The sequence below is a fragment of the Massilia polaris genome (assembly GCF_012927275.1).
Lineage (GTDB): Bacteria > Pseudomonadota > Gammaproteobacteria > Burkholderiales > Burkholderiaceae_D > Telluria_A > Telluria_A polaris.
In genome coordinates this window covers 276,835-294,205 of sequence record NZ_JABBGG010000007.1, presented here as the reverse complement: position 1 = coordinate 294,205, position 17,371 = coordinate 276,835, and the positions used below count along the sequence as shown (strand labels likewise).

The following is a 17,371-nucleotide window of genomic DNA, read 5'->3' as shown; positions in this document are numbered from 1 at the left end:
TTTTTAATCCAGCCAGTTATCAGTGCCGGAGAGCCAGCTGCTGGTCTCCTGCGGTGGTTCGGGTTGAACGGGTTGTTCGATGCGCGGTGGCGGCGGCTCGGCAACAACGTTGACCTCGCCTTTCGCTTCCTCGGGTTCGGCCACAACATCTTCCGGCTGGGCTGGTGCCGCCAGCGGCGCGGTAAACAGGTCCCCGTTCACCGGTTCGACTACGCTCTCGATTTGAGCCCAGTCCGAATCGCGCATCGTGTCCAGTCGTAGCAGCGGGTGATAGGCTGCCGCAAATCCGTACACGAACAAGTCGATCACCTCATTGCGCCGGCCGGGCAGCTTGCGGTACTGCGCCTTGTCGGCGTCGTACACTTCGGCGGTCAGCTGCTCGAAGTAGTCATCGGCCAGGCCGGCGGCGAATCGGATGAAGCGGTCGTTCGGTACCGACTCCTCGTCCGACGCGATGTAGTTGAACAGCAGCGACTTGGCGGTATCCGTACCGACGTGCCACAGCTGCACGCCACCCTTGATCGTGCGGCCGCGGTGGTTTACATCCATTGAAACGGGTCTGCCGATGACCGGCTTGCCAGCGGTCGACGCGCCCTTGACCGCGAACACGCCAACGTGCCGGTGCAGCCGCGCGTACTGGTAGACCTCGTGGGTATGGTGGCCACCGGAGTCGATTGCACACGTCTGCACACGCATCGACACCCCGAAGCTGTTCACCATGGGGCGCTCGCGCAGCGCCGTCAGGCGCGTCCACACATCGTCCTTGGCCGGATCGCCATCGATGATTCCGTAGTCGATGACCCAGTGCTTCTTCCCACGGCCGAAGCCGAGGATCTGGTACTCCAGCCGGTTGCCCTGAACGTCGACGGACATCACGAGGACGAGACATCCTTTCGGAATCGTGCGAAGTGGATAACCCTCGCGCCGCTTTGCGATCTCCGCGCTTTTGAGCTGGCCGCTCAGGTCTTCCCAGCACTCCGCCAGCTCGTTATTGACGAAGGCCTTGAGCGCGACCGGGTCGTCCTTTGCCGCTACGAAGTCGGCCGCCATCTCCGCCCACGGGCGCCAGCCCAACGGCGCGTATATGGATGGCAAGTGGAAGCTGGCGACGCCGGGTTCACCCTTTGCCGTCGGCTGCCAATAAGCGCCCACGTAGCCGCGCGTCTTCCATTCCGCTTCGGTGCTCAGCACATCGCAGCGCTCGCACAGGTAGCGCGCCTTCTCCGGCTCGCCGGCGGGCCACTTCATCTGGCCCCATTGGAAGAACTGACGTTCACCGCAACATGGGCATGCGACCATATATTTCTGCTGGTCGCCGCGCAGGTAGTTGCGGTCGATCGGCGACGTGCCGACGATGGTCGGCGTGCTGTTGCCGAAGATGCGCGCCTTGCGGCCGAAGTTACTGGTTCGCTTTTTCGCCAGCGTTTCCGGGCTACCCTGGTTGCCGATGTCGCCGGCGTATTCGTCCATCTCCTCGAGCAGCACGTAGCGCATCGTCGAAGACTTCAAGCCGCCAGGGCGGTTGGCGCCGATGATCTGCAGGAAGCCGCCCGGGAATTTCTTCCGGCGCTGCGTGTTGTCGGAACCCTTTACTTCCTTGTCGCGGATCCGCTTTCTCAGCTCATCCGTCGACTCGCGCATCGGCTCGAAGCGCGACAGGTTCCACTTTTCGCCGTCGTCAATCGTGGCGAACACCGCAAGGATGTTGCCGGCCGCCGACGTGATCGCATGGCCGATGAAGTTCTCGCCAAGCGCGGAGCCGCCCAGCTGGTGGCCCTTCTTGAGGTAGATCTCGCGGTACGGGCTGTCGGGCGACAGCGCGTCCATGATCCCCACCAGGTAAGGCGTGCGGCTGTTCCGCCAGGGGCCAGGTTCCGGCGTGTCGGGCGGCAGCACGCGGTACTTCTCAGCCCATTCAGCGATCGGGATCCGGCTATCGGGCCTGATGGCCTCGTTGACCGCCCGGATAAATTCGTCGACTGCACCCATTACTCATCCTGTTCCTGCAGCAGCTTGCCGACATCGATGCCGGCCAGCGCCGAGGACAACGCGGATTCGAGCAGGCGCTCGCACTGGTGCGGGTCGTCGAGCGCGGCAAGCTGATCTTTCAGCCTGGCCGGGACATTGAGCACCGAGTCCCGGATGCCGCGCAGCGTGGTGAACGCGATCCGCTTGGCCTCCTCTACGGCGATCAGCTCGCCGGCCAGCTGCTTGTATTCAAGCTCCTGTTTCAGCGCGCTGAATTTTTCGCGCGTCGCCCGGTGGATCCGGTACTCGCCGGTGGTGGAATCGGACTCAGCCTCGGGCTGCTCCTCCTCGTCGCCCCGATCCTCGAGCCGCGGCGGAGCCGCAACGTTCGCGCGATTTCCCGTAATGCCAGGCGCAGCCGGAGCGGCCGCTTTCTCGGGCAACATGCTCATGACCGGGCGCAGCACGTCCTTGCTATTCCGCCAGTCCCGGTCCGCCAGGTCCGACTCGATTTTCTTATCGCTTGTCACACGGATGTGCCCGGCCTCGATGGCCTTCTGCACCGCCCGCAAGGTAACGCCAGCGTGGCGGGAGTACTCCCTGTATCCCATTAACGCCATGCTGACACCCTCTCTGACTACCTGAACTGACTACCGACTACCTGACTACCCCTTTGAAATCCTGTGACAACGCGAACATCGGGGTGCGAATTACCCATGTGGGGATGGGCCTGGGGAGGACCCGGGGAAATCGACCGGCCTCATCACCGCGCGGTTCTGACTGCTTCTGCCCATGCCTGAACCATGTTGGCCTCGAACTGGGCGGTGATGGTGGCTGTACCGATCTCACTGAACTTGAAGCGCTTCTCATACACAGCGGCGGTGGCGAATACCAGCAGTGGCGTGATGGACTTATTGTTGTTCGTCCTTGTGTAAATGCCGGCCGGCAGGTCTTGCCCTTTTGGCTTGCCGGAGAAAAATCGCTTCGCCTTTCCGGATGTGTTCACGTCTCGCGCGATCTGCTTGATCTTCGCCTTGGTCAGGTTCCCGTACTGGTTAAGCGGCGCACCGCGTCCAGGCAAGGCCACACGGGTCTGCCCGCCTTCCGCGAACTTCTCCTCGAACGACTTGAACTGCCGCGGTCCGCCTTCGGCTTCGGTCCTCAGGTACTTGGCCTGAATATCCTTCACGAACACAGATGCCGTTAGGTCCCTCTTCGTCGCACCGCTAAACGCCACCGCCCGCTGGGTGAATGGTGTCGGCCTGTCGAACGCCTCCGGGATGTGCGCGTCCAACGCTACCTTGGCCTGCCGCATCGTCTTGGTCATTGCCTTTGCCATGGCGAACGGCGCTTGCTGCCTGGCCACTTCATCCATGCGCCTCAATAGCTCCGGCAGGCCCGTGATTTGTACACCAGCCATTTGGTCTCCTTGTGCAGACGTCTGTATACGTCCGCGATTGTGTCGCCGCCCGCGCCTATTTACTGCACACGCTTGAGGAGCCGGCCTTTGTTCGTCGGCGACTGTGCCTGTTGTTCGCCACTGGAGGCACGCTGGCGTCTCGTGAATCTGCATTACCCACAACCGAGGCGGCGCGTCCGTCCAGCGAACGCTTGAGGTTCGAAGGCGGACGGTCTACCATGGTGCATCGAATAAAAAAGCCCGGCGAACCGGGCAAACGAAAACTGTGTGTATCCCCCGCTATGGTTGCGGATCGAGACAGGATCACCACCTTTCGCCGTTGAGAATCCAAGCGCTTTACGTTATCGCCCAACGCCACCATGCTTAGGCAATGGCCGGAAACAAAAAGCCCCGCGATGGCAGGAGCCAGGCGGGGCGGAACACGTTGATCGCTCAACGCAAAGCCGGAGCGCAGATGCGACAAAGCCCGCTTGCACGGGCTTTGGACACAATATCTTCGAGAATGACGAAAATATACTCCTACTGGAACACTTTCGTCAAAGCATTTATTGAATTTCTGCAATTACCCCGTGCTTGATGAATACCGGCTCAAGGCGCGCCACCGCATTCGCCTCAAGAATCCTGATATGGTTCTTCATCTTCCAAGAGGCGCGCAGATACTGTGTGTGGTTGCCTCCGAACTGCTGCGCAAGGTCGCGGGAGCTGATGTCCAGCTTCTTGTGATTGGCAAACATCCGGCCAAGCATACAGTCAATCGCCAGCGGTTTGATGCGTGGGAACATCGGCGCGAACCAGTCGGACAAGCCTTTGATCGACTCGATCCTCTCGGCTGAGAACGCCCATCGCCGGCGCGATACGGCGCCCACTGGTGCTGGCCCTCTGTCGCCGAGCCGCGGCGCGCCAGCACGATCGAGCGCTACCCGCGCCGCCTGCACCATGCTCTCGGCTTCGGCCAGTGCGTGATTCGCAGCTGAAAATCCGGCGCGCGCGGTCTGGAATTCCGCCGGCTGCCCCGGGCGCGCTGCTCTCGTCAGCGCAATCCACGGTACGTCGCATGCTGCCGCGAACCGCTTGCGCTCTTGCGCGACATGGTCACATGCGTCTCGCGCCTTAGTCTCGGCCTCCGCAAGGGCCACGTTCAATGCGTCGCTGACCGAATCGGCTGGAATGTCCTCAAACTCCGTCTCGCCATACTTCGCCTGCAGCACCCAGCGTTCGATCTCCGGCAGGTTGGTCTTCACCGCCTGGGTGATCAGGGCGCACTGAGCCCGGATGTCACCAGGACTAAGCCCGTCGAAGTTCACCGTCCCGCTGCGCTCGCCGCGCAGCTGGTCGAGCCAATGCCGCTGATTGCCCGAGTCCAGCTTGATCGACTCCATGATCCGGATCAGCGCCTTGCGCAATGGCGCGTCCTGTGTGGCCTCCTGCGCCATGACCAGGAACGCCACGTGCACCGCCTGCCCGGCATTCTCGAAAATTGCTTCCTGTCCCAATTCCACGCCCATCATCAACCCCATCACTTCATCCCTTTCAGTTTGCCCCGCCGGTCTGCGCCGTCGATATCGTTGATCCGCTGCCCATTCCCATCCATTACCACCGTCCTGTTGCCCCGCTCGTCCCTCAACACCCGCGTACCCACCGGTACCGCTGTCCCCACCGTGTGCCCGTTCTCGCTTGCGAAGAACACCGGCTTGCCCCTGACTCCCTCCTTGATGATTCTGTCGATGTACTCAGTGCCGAACGTGTGGCGCAGATCGTCGATCCACGCTGCCACCACCGGCATCTGATCCCGCATGCTGCCTCTCGCCATCGCCTTCACCTATCCCGGTTAAATAGTTTCTTTCCGACAAACCCTCAACACCCTCAACACACCCCCAACATATCTAACTCATTGTTTTATTTATCTTTATTGGCAGTATTGAGACTATTGAGGGTTAAATTGAAATTAAGTAGAAATAATTTCCATTCCCACTGCTTCTTGGCTCCATTCCGTCCCGCCTATGCGCGCGCATGGAGCCTGAAAAAACCCTCAATACCGTCCATACCGTCCACAACATCAATAACCACGGGCGTTCTTCATGTGGAGGCTTGCTACAAATGTTGGGGGTCAACCCTCCACAACGCCTCCCCCGCGATGCTTGTACCCCTTCAGTTCCGTCTCGAATACGGAACTGGCGGCCTCGGCCCACTCGCGGAAGGACTTGCCAGGGGGCTGCTCGCCCACCAGGAACACCAGCCGCTGCTTTACCTTCTCGCCGTACTCGTACAGGATTGGCTTCTTGGACAGCGCCTGACCGGCATAGCGCTCGACCGTTGGGCTGAATGTGGTGAGCGACGTGTACTTCGATTCACCCGACCGGTTGCACCACACCTGGAACGCCTCATACAGCTGCTGCACTCCGCACGTAATGTGCGGCAGCGGCAGAAGGCCCTTCGACCACTCCCTGTAAAACCGCTCGGCCGGCGCCAGGCTCTTTTCGATTAACTGGTCCTTCGCGTCGTTGTAGATCGGCTTGGTGTGCTCGTTGAATTCACCCATGTCCAGCTCGTGCACCAGGTAGTGGTAGAACGCCTCGACGCCGCCGGCCTTGATCTCCTCCCACACGCCCTCGTAGAATTCTCGGCCCAGCGCCGGCGGCGTCCACACCACCAGGTAGCGGCGGTCGGTCTTGTCGAGCGCGAGCGGCTGCAGCTCGTTCGACAGGAACACGAAGTTCATCTGGTTCTTCTCGCTGTGCTCAGGCAGGCCCTTTGGGTTCACGATGATCGTGTCACCTGAGACTAGGTACTTGAGCTTGCCCTTCATCTGCTTGAGCTCCGAGCGCGTGACCACCTCGTCGGCCACCATGAACAGCTTCATGGACGCCCAGTCGTTGAAGTTGGCCTCCAGCTGCGCATTGCCGATCACGTAGCCGTAGACGCCGTAGATGGTCTTCACCACCTTCTCGAAGAAGAAGTTCTTACCGGAGCCCTCGTCGCCGTGCATGATGATCGAGGTTTCCATCTTCGCGCCCGGGTTGCGCAGCGGGTAGGCCAGCCAGCGCAGTATCCACGTGGCCAGGTCATGATTGCCGTCGCAAAGGTGCAGCAGCAGCACCTGAATCTGCATGCAGTTCCCCGACCGCGGCCGCATCGTCCACCCGCTGAACAGGTTGACCGTTGCGGTCGGTCCGCTGACTGCTGGACTGGGGGCCTCGGTCGGGTCGAAGACGATGTTCTTCTTCAGTACCCACTTGCGCGACTCACCCGACCAGAACTTCATGACGTCATTGTTCGCCACGATGGTGCGCATGGCCGACACCTTCATCAGCATGCGCTGGCGGCAGTCCCACACCAGGTCTTCGCCGTACACCAGGATGAAGTTCTCCAGTACGTCGTCGACCTGATCCCAGTGCGCCTGCCCGTACACCTTTTTGGGCTTGTCCTTCTTGCGCGCCACATCTTCGTCGTCGCCCCCCTCCCCCGGCGCAAGGCGCTCGCCAGCACTCGGGACAGCATCGAAGGCCGCTGGCGGCTTTTCGTTCGCGCTTGCGCGCGGCTGCTCCGCACCGGGGGGGAGGGGGGATTCCTGCGCGTTTGATTCAACAGGCAAAGGTATCGATTCCGGCGCGGCCTCCGCAGGAGAGGGGGCGGGAGAACCATCTTCAGGCTGCTGCGCAGCAGGAAGAGAGGAATTGGCGGGCACCGGTTCCGGGGCGGCTTCGCCCGCACTGACTGCAGGAGAAGCATTTTTAGGCTGCTTCGCAGCAAGGATGGAAACCCCGATCTGCGCCGCTACCGCTTCCAGCCCCTCCTCTAGGTGAAGGTCGTTGAAATCGGTAAGCTTGCGGCCGGCCCGGTCGGCGAACAGCGGCACGGCTACGGATGCGTTGCCTACCGCCTTGGCCGCAGCGTGGCAGCTGGCCACGCCCGCGTTCTTGTACGTGTAGGTGCGCAGCAGCCGCCCGTTGCGCATGTCCGCCTCGATGTACCGAACCCCCTGGGGATCGGTGCGCCACCAGGCGGTAACATCCACCTCAGCGCCATCGTCTGCCAGCACCTGGTGCGACGCGCCGTCGATAGGCACTGCAACGGAGACCTTGAATTCCTCGCGCAAGCGCTCGATGAAGCGTTCAGCTAACAAGTAATCATCGTCAGCGAGGAAAAGCAGATGCGCCTCTGGGTTATCCCGCCGCAAGCGCTTGGCCACGGCCATGATCCCGCCTGCGTCGAACGCTACAGCCACCGGCAGATCAAACGAGGCTGCAACGCTCATGCGCGCACTGGCGCACGTCGCCAAGCCTTCACCGCAGCCAATAAGCGAAGCTCCGGCCACCTGGCCAAGCACGTGCGCGGCACCGGCTTTGTCCATATCCTTGTTGTAGCGTTTCTCGCCGGCCGCGCTGATCTTCTGCAGGCCGACCAGCTGGCCGTCGCGCATCATCGGCACCAGCAGCGAACCGTCCGCGCTGACGCGCAGACCCTCGGCCGCTATCTGCTTGCGCACCAAGTACGGATGATCTTGCGCATCAGGCGAACCCTTGCTCCACTGGTCACGCGCACGACCGGCAGCCAGGCGCACGGCGTTGTCGCGCTTTTCCGCTTCGACCTTCTCGACCGCCCGCTGCTGGCGCGCGTACTCGTCACGCTCTTCCTCGGACATTGCCTCTGTGTCGACCGTCACCGGGACCGTGTTACGGTTGTCGCCCTGGAAGAAGCCGAACGCACCAGTAACCACCACGCGTCCCGAACGCAGCTTCATTTCGCGGAGGATGTACCAACCCTTCTTCTGCGGTCCAAATCGTTTATGCTTGCCGTCGAGGATGGGATGGCCAGCCGGAAGTGGCGGCATCTTGTACTCGACCATCATTTGCACTACCTGACCAACGTCGCTCATCCCGCCACGTCTCCACCGGCCACCTTCAGGCTGGTCTTGAATTCAATGCGGGCACTTCCCTGCAGCGACGGAATGTCGCGATAGTCGAACGCGCCCTCACGCATTACGCGAATGGCTGGGATGTTCCTGGTTGAGAGCGGCCGCATTGGCGCCACATAGCGCGGACCAACGATCACCGGCTTTTCGCGGGCTGGAGCATCAACCGCCACGCCAAGCCATGCAAGGCCATCGTCGGTAATGGCGAACGCGCCATCGCGCTGAAACACCAGGCGCGCATCCATCAAGTTCTGGACCAGGCGATCCCACGTCACGCGTCCGGCGGTCGGCCATTTACGAAGGCTGGCTTCCATCCAGGTGTTGCTGCGGGCTTCGCCGCCGATGGAATGCAGCGTTTCAAGCGCGATGTACCCGCGTGTGCCGGCGCCGGGGCCTTTGCGAGGGCCGGTCATTTGTCGCCCCCTGCTTCGCCGCCGTTTGGACAGTAGATGCGGAAGGTGATCGCCATCAACTCGGACAGCACCTTGTGTATCCGCGCACCGTCGTCCTCGAGGATCTTGCGCTCGCGGGCGTCGATGTTGTCGTCCTTCTTCGCTTCGTTAAAGTCGGCCGAGAACTGGCCCAGCTCGGCGTACAACGCCTGGAACTTGTCCAGCAGCACCTCGTTCTCGTCCGACAGGTCTGCCGGCAGCTTGACGAAGGTGCCGCCGCTGGCGGTAGCGACCGCCGCTGCGAAGTGCGTGGTGTCAGAGAATTTCTGGATCTGGAGCGCAGTCTCGACCAGCACGCCCTGCCCTTTGCGTTCGTAGATGCGATTTTCCAGTGCGTCGCGGCTCATGCCGAGCGCGCCGACTATTGCGTCCCAACCGCCTGGAAATGCTCTGATCATTGCGAGATAAGATTGCCTGATGTCCACAACGTTGCCCTTTTCTTGATTCTTGATATTTGTCGTTCGGCACCTCAAGTTTCTGGTGCGCTATAGTGCTCGTTTTACAACTTCAATTTTGAGACGAGGACCCATGCCAAACCGCCCACGCCCCCTCACCGTTGGTGACCTTCGCCGCGAACTCGCCGTTTACGACGACGCCTTCGAACTCGACTTCAGTGGCCTCGACTTCTACCGGCTTAAACAGCGCGGTGATCGCCTAGTCCAAGTCGAGTTCAACCAGCAGGTTTATCGGAATCGAGAAGGTATCGTGGTGGTTGAAAACCTTGAATGACAGCGCTCGACCAAACCGCCGCCGTCGCCAGGTCAACGGTCCGGTAGACCTCATTGGGTGCGCCGTTGATATAGCGGCTGAATGTAAAGGAGCCGCCGCCGAGAATGCCGATGCGCCACTCCTCACCAGGCGCGACGGCTGTGGAGCGCGCTACCGGCTCGGCGCCACCTGACCGGCGTATCACCTCAGCCACGGCTGGCGGCATGACAATGTCGCCCTCTGCCAGAGTGCCGACCTGTGCCGCCAGTTCGCTGGCGGTATCGCTTGAAGATTGCGTAGTGTCCACAACATGCCCTTTTCTTGGTGGTTTGATAATTTCTTCGATTCAACTATTGTTCGTTCTGCCGCACGGAGGAATCGCCAACTCGGGCCATATCTCCTGCCAGTCGAACGGATGCAAATCGTTTTTTCGCGTAACGTGACCGCCACTAAGGATTTCGATGCGAACGCAGCGTTTGGGTGAAATAGGCGCTGTGCCAGCGGCCATCTGCGATAAGTACGACGGCGAAACGCCGAGCTGTTCCGCGAACCGTGCGGTAGCGCCGCGCTCAAGTGAATCGAGGTATTCCCGTAGTGTCATTTCCGGCAGTCATTATTTTTAAAGTCCGGCCAGTTTATTGAATACTAAACTCCGAGTCAAGTATTTGCTTGTTTAGAATTTACTAACCAAAATACGACCCATGGAAATTACAGATACCAGGCGGGCAATGCTAAAAAAATGGTTCGAGAACCGAACCATTCCGCCGAAGGAAAAAAGTTACCTATCGCAACTTATGACGGGGACAGCGTCGTTTGGCGAACGCGCAGCGCGCCGCCTTGAGAATGACTATGGGATGGGGCATATGTACCTGGACGGCGCCCAGGCAGTTGAGTCAGCGGCCACGTCGGCCACCAGTACAACACTCTTTGAGGTAAAGGCGACGACGGCGACCGCTGATGACGTTGATCTAATGTGGGTTACAGCATTTGACCGGAAGCTCCTAACTCTTGCTCACAGCACGGACGAGGATGGGCGTGCTGCGATCATGCGTACGGCTGAGGCTATGCCCCGCGTCGTGCGCCCCGCCGCTGTTAGCAACAAGCAATAAAGGCGGTTTCGTTTCTGCCGGGTGGTCCGCCGCCGCCCCCTCTGCAATAATCAAATTTTCCCACTTGCGCCGCTCATCCATTGCGATATACGCGGCCTTCCATCTTTCAAAGTTTTCCATTGCTCGCTGTTACGTTATGTTTGCAGAATGTAAACAATACGATCATTCTGTTAAATCGATTGCCTGTGAAAGTGAACTTTTTCGCCCTATATCTTGCTAACTCAAGGTAACAAATTCTCAAATGCAATGATCTCATAGTGAGATCACTTGCAACATGGGTCAATGCGAGCATGGAAAAATCGGGCGATGAGCAAAAAGCCCGAACCCACTACGTCGCAAGAAAACTACGTTCACTCTGGAATCCGCATGCCGCCCGAACTGAAAACCGCGCTTAAGGAAGCCGCCGTCCAGAACGGGCGTTCCCTGAATGCGGAAATTTTGGCTCGGCTGCAGGCGAATCCTTTGGAGCCCGTACTTGCCGACTTGGCCGAGTTAAAGCAAATGGTCCGTAAGGTTCTTTCCCAAATTTAGCGCCAGGCGCGGTCCCGCCGCGAACTTCAGACTCCCTTAGTACCGCGTAGCACGCGCTGCAAAAGCTCGCCCATTGGTTTATTTTTTACTTGACTTGAAGTTTAGTATTAAATAAACTCCGCTGATCAACTTACCGAACAGCAAGGAGTTTCGATGCGCGATTACATGGTCACAGTAAGCACGGGGAGCGAGAAAAGAACGTACATAGCTGCCTCTGAATGCAGCATGTCCGCATTCATTGCGGCACTGGATGCACAAGCCGATGACGCACCATGCGGCATCACCGTCACGCCAGCCTGACGCCATGACCGCAACGACAGCAACCCGTCGCGCAGCTGCGCCGCCGCGCACCACACCACCAGGCACCGGCCACCTCCACCAGGCGCTGGAGGACGCACGCGACCTAGCCGTCCTTCGCGCCTTCTGTCGAACGCACAACTGCCCACCCGAAGCTGTCTCGGGTGATGGCGTGCGCCTTGACATGCTGCGGGTGTTCGACCTGATGCGCAGCCTCGGCTATGACGTGTCGCCGCCCAAACGGCCGCAACACCAGCCGAAGAAGGGCTTTACGACGTGGCTGATCGACGTCACGACTCCAAACGGCACCTCACTACAAATGGGGTTCGCCACCCCGAACACTTCGTAGTGCCCGGTTTTTCTCAGCCACTTTTACTAACGAGATCAACCAGGAGCAGTCATGAAAATTACCCCTACAGCAGCACAGTCAGTCGTCGACGCGATCGCAGACCAGATCATCGCGGACGACGGTATCTACGGCAAATACGAACTGGCGAAGATCCGCAAGTCGCCGGATAACCGCAAGCGTTTCAACGAGCAGGCCCTGCAGGAGCTGGCCGCCAGCATCAAGTCGATGGGCGTGGCCCAGCCGATCCTGATCCGGCCAGTCACGCCAACCGCCGAGGCGCCGGAGGAGTTCGAGATCGTCGCCGGCGAGCGCCGGTACCGCGCCTCGGTCATCGCCGGCATGGGCACGATCCCGGCAATGTGCCGCACGCTGAGCGATCTGGACGCGGCCAAGATCCGCATCCTGGAGAACCTGCAGCGCGAAGACCCGCATCCGATGGAGGAAGCCGAGGGATACCAGCAGCTGATGCTGCAGCACGGTTTCAGCGCCGACCAACTGGCCGAGGAAGTGAAGAAGAGCCGCGCCTACATCTACGGCCGCTTGAAGCTGTGCGCGCTCACCACTGACGTGCGCGAGCAATTCCTGAACGACCAGATTCCCGCGTCGACCGCGCTGCTGATCGCCCGGATTCCGGTCCCGAAGCTGCAAGTGCAGGCGCTGAAGGAAATCGCCACCCCACAGTATGGCGAGGCGCTGTCGTACCGCCGCGCGGTGGATCACGTGCAGAGCCGTTACATGCTCAACCTCGCCGAGGCACGCTTCCCCATCAATGACGCGAGGCTGCTGGCCAGCGCCGGCGCGTGCTCGAAATGCCCGAAGCGCACCGGCAACCAGCCCGAGCTTTACCCCGATGTGAAAAGTGCAGACGTCTGCACTGATCCCGACTGCCACGCCGAGAAGCGCGCAGCGCACGATGCGGCCACCATAGTTGAGGCGAACAAGAAGGGAATCCCTATTCTTGAGGGGGAGGCAGCGCAGCGCGTCTTGAACGATCGCTGGACCACCACCAGCGAGCTGGTGACCGACGAGGTCGGCTTGCAGCAGTTCCTCCGCAACGCGCCGCACACGAAGAACGCTGGCTCACCGAAAGCGTATCTCACTCCAGAGACGCTGCCGCCCGTCGCTTCGTACGTGAAGTCGGCGGATGGGTCTCTCAAGCCGTTTTACAAGCGCGTGGATCTGCAGTCCGCGCTCGAGGATGCTGGTGCCTGCGAAACAGTGGAGGCACACGCCGCGCGCATGCAAGCGCTCCAAGGCGAGTCTGGGTCAGCAAACGTTGACCCTAAGCAGGCGGCGCGGGATGCGGCCCAGCAGGAGCACCAGGCAAAGGAAAAGATCGCCGCAGACGAAACCACATATCGGGTCGAGCTCTACAAACGAGTCCGCCGTCATGGCGCGCAATCGGGATTCAGCCTGCAGACCCTGCGCGAAGTCACCAAGGACGCATTCCGCGAATTCTCTTTGCCGCGATCGCTCAGCTCTATCTATGAGTTCGACTGCAAAGACGAAGATGCGGTCAATTCCCACATCGATGCTGCAGGCCTTCCAGAGGTTCAGATGATCCTGATCGATCTGCTGCTGGGATCGCCGCTGGAGGTTCACCATTATGACGTGCGCGACAACGTCGTCGACCAGGATGATTTCAGCACCATCACGGCCATTGCGCAGCACGAAGGCATCGACCCGGTGGCCGTGCGCGAGGAACTGTTCCCGTCGCCGATCAACGTGACGGACATGCACTACGCCGACCTGGCGAAGTTCATCGTGCGCGCGCCTGGCCGTATCAACGAGCTGAAGGACATCGTCATTGTGCACCCGCGCACCGAGCTGATCCAGATGCTCGAGGACGCCGCCAAGAGCCTCGGCTTCGTCTACGCAGCCGGCCGCTTCGAGAAGCCTTCGGCGCCGGTCGCGGCCGAGAACGTTGGCACAGCAGCAGAAGTCGTGGAAGTCGCAACACCAGCTGCGATGGGTGAAGGCACGGCCGCAGCTGCCGAACCGGAAGCCGCCGAGCCAGCGCCGGTAGTCCCCGCAGCCAAGCCAACGAAAGCAAAACCAAAGGGCAAAGCCGCCACGCCGGCGCCAAAGCCATCTGCGCCAGCCAAGACCCCGGTGAAAGCCAAGGCGACGATCAAGCAAGCGACGAAACCGTTGGCGCCGGAAGCAGCATGGCCGTTTCCGAAACCCGCAGCAGCCTGATTACGAGAGAACCCATCATGGCAACCACAACAATCACTTTCGAGATTGACGATGCCGACGCAACGCAGCTCGCGCAGTTCTGCAAACGCTCGACGTACAGCACCTTCTACGAATACACCGAACCGCACCTGCCCGATCATGACCGGGCCGAGCGTGCCTATCAGATGCGCGACGGTATCGACCGCGTCCGCCGCGCGCTCGCCAACGCCGGATTCGCTCCTCGCTAAGCTCAAGGACCAGATATGAAAACTAACATGACCGCCATCGCCTCACGCCTCGCCGAATCCTCCAAGGTGTTTGTACGCACGCTCGCGCTGCTGACCCGCCCCGCGCCTACACGCATGCCATCGTGCTGCGTCAACATCAACGCCCTGCTGCTGCACCTGTGCGACTTCGATCACGAGCTCTACGGGTACGTGCTCAAGTGGCTGGCGTATCCGCTGCGCCATCCAGGCGCAAAGATGAACCGCGCACTGATCTTCAACGGCGGCGCGGGCAGCGGCAAGAGCTTGTTCTTCAACCGTGTTGTCACAGGCCTTTACGGCGGCGAGGCGCGCCACGTGAACGACTCAGTCCTGACCGCTTCCTTCAATGCATGGGCGGCGTCCGCTCGCTTCGTGTTGGCTGAGGACGACCTGACGAATCAGGCCCAAGTGACGCTCAAGCGCCTGATCTCATCCGATATCGTGACCATCAATGGCAAAGGCGTGCCTGAGTACGCTGAGCCTAACCGCATGAACTTCGTGTTCCTCTCGGGCGCCGCGGACTTCCTCCCGGCCAGCGTTGGCGATCGTCGCTTCGTCGTAATCGAAGTCCCGCCGGCGCGCGGCCCTCTGTTCTATCGCGCAGTGCGGGACGAGATTGACAACGGTGGCGTTGACGCCTTCCGCGAGTACCTGATGCGCGGTATCGACCTCGGCACGTTCGACCAATACACGCTGCCGCCGGTTACTGCCCGCGTCAGGGCCCAAGTGGAGTTCGCATGATTAAGCATTCAGCCGACAACCTGATGTCACCAATAGTGCGCGATTCTCTCCGTGACGTCATTGCGAACGACCGTTATGCCGGAACGTTCCAAAGCACTGACAAGTACCGCAGCGCGCTCCTGCAGCACCTCGATAACCTCGACGCGGCGCAGCTGGTCGCCGCGAATATCCACCAGGTGAACCGCGCCGATGCCGAATGGTCGGCCGCCGTGACCACGGCGCAGATGGTGTATTCGGATGTGCCGGACGCCCTGCAGGCGATCGACTACCTGGTTGCGCTGCGCGCATTCGCGAAGGATAGCGGCAAACCGATCCCGGCGCCGCCTGGTCCAAGCACTGCTACTGCTGTGGGCTCAGTCGATCTGAAAGGCGGCGCAGCATGAACGACGTGATGGTAGACCTGGAAACGATGGGCACCGGGCCAAACGCTGCCATCATCGCCATCGGTGCTGTCGAGTTCGACTTGGCGAAAGGGGAAGTGGGCGACAGATTCTATGCAGTGGTCAGCCTCGAGAGTAGCGTGACGAATGGCGGCGTGATCGACCCATCGACGGTCATTTGGTGGCTGGGCCAGTCGGACGAGGCGCGCAAGGCAGTCTGCGCCGACGCGGAGCACATCAACGTCGCTTTGTTGCGCTTCACCACCTGGCTGAGCCAGTGCGCGGCCCGTGACGACTTGCGCGTGTGGGGCAACGGCGCCGGCTTCGACAACGTGGTTCTGGAAGAAGCGTATCGACGCTCGCAACTGACCCGCCCTTGGCATTTCTGGAATAACCGATGCTATAGGACCATGAAGGGGCTGCAGCCGGACCTGAAGGCCGTTCGCACTGGCACGCACCACAACGCGCTGGACGACGCCATGACGCAGGCAAAGCACCTGATCGCGGTTATGCAGCACCGCCCAACTGCTGCGCACGCAGGCGGTCTGCAAAGTTGTACCTGCCCGTCCGGCGACGGCTCGTTGGGCTGGCCCTGCCCTGTACACCCCGCCCATGAATCACCTGAACGCAACGTAACGGAATAAGGAATCGCATCATGACGCACCGTGTCATCCGCCTCCCTGAGGTAATCAAGAAAACTGGCCTCGGGAGGACGACCCTCTACCGAATGTCCACGGCCGGGCAATTCCCCGAGTCGATCAGCCTGGGCGGTAAAGCCATGGGCTGGATCGAGGCCGAGATCGACAAGTGGATTGAAGAACGCATGAGGGCGCGTCAAAGGACCCCAGTGGCCGCCACCTTGTCGATGTAATCAGACCAGTCTTGCATCATGCGCGTGCGCTCCTTGAGCCACTTCGCACGATCGTAAGCCTGGTCAGTCTTATTTTCCTTGACGTGCGCCAGCTGCAGGTCGACGATCTTCTCGTCGTAGCCAAGCTGCTGGGTGATTGCCGACATGGCCAGCGACCTGAAGCCATGTCCGGTCATCTTGCCTTTGTAGCCCATGCGGCCAAGCGCGCGGAGGATGGTGTTGTTGTCCATGTGTTCCCTGGACTTCGACCTGTGCGCGAAGACGTAGTGGCGACCGCCAGTAATCGGCTCCATCTGCCGGAACAACGCCACTGCCTGGCGCGACAACGGCACTATGTGACCGCGCTTCATCTTCATCCGCTCCGCGGGGATCTCCCACAGCGCCTTATCCAGGTCGAGCTCGCTCCAGGGCACACCAACAATCTCCTCGGTACGGACGAAAGTGTGCATCACAAGCCGCGTGGCTGTCCTCGTCTTCATTTCCAGTTCAGCCTCGGCCTTGGCCAGATCGACCAGGAATTGCGGGAGCTCTTCAACGTCGATCGATGCAAAATGCCCGGCCTTATGCCCCTTCAAAGCTTCCCCGACTGGTGCACCCGGATTGTCCTTGCGCAGGCCGGATGCGATAGCGTAGTTGAATATCCGAACCACCAGGCGCTGAACTCGCTTGGTCATATCCAGCGAGCCGCGTGCTTCGATACGACGCAATGATGCGAGAACCATCGGCGGATCGATCGACGCGATCGGTAGCAAACCGAGATCAGGGAAGATGTTCATCGTGACTCGGTGCAGCGCGTCGTCGCCGGTCTTCGACACGGCAGGGTATTTTGTCCCGCGCCATTCGATTGCAACCTGCTCGAAGGTCTTTCCGTCAGCTGCGGCCGCGCGCAACTTCTCGACGCGCCGCTCGGTGGTGGGGTCGATTCCTGCGACCAGTTGCGCCTTGGCAGCCTTCCAGGTTTCCCTTGCGTCCTGCAGGCTCAACGCTGGATAGGCGCCCATGGCAAACGTCTTTTGCTTGCCGTTGTAGCGATAGGCGCCACGCCAGAGCTTTGATCCGGCAGGAAACACGTGGAGCTGGAGTCCACCACTATCCGAAAGTTTTAGCAGCTTTTCGCCGGGCTTGGCTTGCCGGCATTTGATGTCCGTGAGGCGCATTGTTGGTATGGAATGTGCCGAATCCGATGTGT

20 protein-coding genes are annotated in these 17,371 nt (G+C 60.5%); 8 read left to right on the top strand and 12 right to left on the bottom strand.

Annotated features, from left to right (window positions below; all coding sequences use genetic code 11):
- Positions 1-3: 3 nt before the first annotated feature.
- The 11 genes from HHL21_RS14470 to HHL21_RS14420 all read right to left on the bottom strand — a co-directional run bounded on the left by HHL21_RS14470 (position 4) and on the right by HHL21_RS14420 (position 10,689).
- On the bottom strand, positions 4-1,989 hold the full coding sequence (locus tag HHL21_RS14470) for a phage terminase large subunit family protein (RefSeq protein WP_169467030.1): 1,986 nt from the start codon (positions 1,987-1,989) through the stop codon (positions 4-6).
- Positions 1,989-2,588, bottom strand: coding sequence for a hypothetical protein (locus HHL21_RS14465; protein ID WP_169467027.1), 600 nt, complete (start codon positions 2,586-2,588; stop codon positions 1,989-1,991). Before HHL21_RS14465 ends, HHL21_RS14470 begins: the two co-directional genes overlap by 1 nt.
- 143 nt (positions 2,589-2,731) lie before the next feature.
- Positions 2,732-3,388, bottom strand: a complete 657-nt coding sequence (locus tag HHL21_RS14460) for a hypothetical protein (protein WP_169467025.1) — start codon at positions 3,386-3,388, stop codon at positions 2,732-2,734.
- 545 nt (positions 3,389-3,933) lie between these two features.
- Positions 3,934-4,905: a hypothetical protein gene (locus HHL21_RS14455; RefSeq protein ID WP_169467023.1), complete on the bottom strand. Its 972-nt coding sequence runs from the start codon at positions 4,903-4,905 to the stop codon at positions 3,934-3,936.
- A complete protein-coding gene (locus HHL21_RS14450; RefSeq protein WP_169467021.1) occupies positions 4,905-5,183 on the bottom strand; it encodes a hypothetical protein in 279 nt (92 codons plus the stop codon). The genes HHL21_RS14455 and HHL21_RS14450 overlap by 1 nt, the downstream gene beginning before the upstream one ends.
- A 312-nt stretch (positions 5,184-5,495) precedes the next feature.
- Positions 5,496-8,264 carry a DUF5906 domain-containing protein gene (locus HHL21_RS14445; RefSeq protein WP_169467019.1) on the bottom strand — a complete coding sequence of 923 codons (2,769 nt, stop codon included), beginning with the start codon at positions 8,262-8,264 and terminating at the stop codon, positions 5,496-5,498.
- On the bottom strand, positions 8,261-8,713 hold the full coding sequence (locus tag HHL21_RS14440) for a hypothetical protein (RefSeq protein WP_169467017.1): 453 nt from the start codon (positions 8,711-8,713) through the stop codon (positions 8,261-8,263). Before HHL21_RS14440 ends, HHL21_RS14445 begins: the two co-directional genes overlap by 4 nt.
- A complete protein-coding gene (locus HHL21_RS14435) occupies positions 8,710-9,177 on the bottom strand; it encodes a YmfL family putative regulatory protein (protein ID WP_169467015.1) in 468 nt (155 codons plus the stop codon). Before HHL21_RS14435 ends, HHL21_RS14440 begins: the two co-directional genes overlap by 4 nt.
- Before the next feature lie 245 nt (positions 9,178-9,422).
- Positions 9,423-9,767, bottom strand: a complete 345-nt coding sequence (locus tag HHL21_RS14430) for a hypothetical protein (protein ID WP_169467013.1) — start codon at positions 9,765-9,767, stop codon at positions 9,423-9,425.
- Between the two features lie 39 nt (positions 9,768-9,806).
- A complete protein-coding gene (locus tag HHL21_RS14425) occupies positions 9,807-10,061 on the bottom strand; it encodes a transcriptional regulator (RefSeq protein ID WP_169467011.1) in 255 nt (84 codons plus the stop codon).
- Between the two features lie 400 nt (positions 10,062-10,461).
- Positions 10,462-10,689: a hypothetical protein gene (locus tag HHL21_RS14420; protein ID WP_169467009.1), complete on the bottom strand. Its 228-nt coding sequence runs from the start codon at positions 10,687-10,689 to the stop codon at positions 10,462-10,464.
- Between the two features lie 186 nt (positions 10,690-10,875).
- On the opposite strand from HHL21_RS14420, the gene HHL21_RS14415 reads away from it, so the two are divergent.
- The 8 genes from HHL21_RS14415 (at position 10,876) to HHL21_RS14380 (ending at position 16,182) form a co-directional block, all read left to right on the top strand.
- Entirely contained in the window at positions 10,876-11,100 is a 225-nt protein-coding gene (locus tag HHL21_RS14415) for an Arc family DNA-binding protein (protein ID WP_169467007.1), read from the top strand.
- A 304-nt stretch (positions 11,101-11,404) separates the two neighbouring features.
- On the top strand, positions 11,405-11,746 hold the full coding sequence (locus HHL21_RS14410) for a hypothetical protein (protein WP_169467004.1): 342 nt from the start codon (positions 11,405-11,407) through the stop codon (positions 11,744-11,746).
- A gap of 51 nt (positions 11,747-11,797) precedes the next feature.
- Positions 11,798-13,945, top strand: coding sequence for a ParB/RepB/Spo0J family partition protein (locus HHL21_RS14405; protein WP_169467002.1), 2,148 nt, complete (start codon positions 11,798-11,800; stop codon positions 13,943-13,945).
- Positions 13,915-14,172, top strand: coding sequence for a DUF7706 family protein (locus HHL21_RS14400; protein WP_169466999.1), 258 nt, complete (start codon positions 13,915-13,917; stop codon positions 14,170-14,172). Before HHL21_RS14405 ends, HHL21_RS14400 begins: the two co-directional genes overlap by 31 nt.
- A 15-nt stretch (positions 14,173-14,187) precedes the next feature.
- Entirely contained in the window at positions 14,188-14,931 is a 744-nt protein-coding gene (locus HHL21_RS14395) for a DUF5906 domain-containing protein (RefSeq protein WP_169466997.1), read from the top strand.
- On the top strand, positions 14,928-15,314 hold the full coding sequence (locus HHL21_RS14390) for a calponin homology domain-containing protein (protein ID WP_169466995.1): 387 nt from the start codon (positions 14,928-14,930) through the stop codon (positions 15,312-15,314). The genes HHL21_RS14395 and HHL21_RS14390 overlap by 4 nt, the downstream gene beginning before the upstream one ends.
- Positions 15,311-15,955 (top strand): 3'-5' exonuclease, encoded by a 645-nt coding sequence (locus HHL21_RS14385; RefSeq protein ID WP_169466993.1) that lies wholly within the window; start codon positions 15,311-15,313, stop codon positions 15,953-15,955. The genes HHL21_RS14390 and HHL21_RS14385 overlap by 4 nt, the downstream gene beginning before the upstream one ends.
- A gap of 11 nt (positions 15,956-15,966) precedes the next feature.
- Positions 15,967-16,182: an AlpA family transcriptional regulator gene (locus HHL21_RS14380; protein WP_169466991.1), complete on the top strand. Its 216-nt coding sequence runs from the start codon at positions 15,967-15,969 to the stop codon at positions 16,180-16,182.
- Here HHL21_RS14380 and HHL21_RS14375 read toward each other — a convergent pair.
- Positions 16,146-17,339, bottom strand: coding sequence for a tyrosine-type recombinase/integrase (locus HHL21_RS14375; protein ID WP_169466989.1), 1,194 nt, complete (start codon positions 17,337-17,339; stop codon positions 16,146-16,148). The genes HHL21_RS14380 and HHL21_RS14375 overlap by 37 nt on opposite strands.
- Positions 17,340-17,371 lie beyond the last annotated feature (32 nt).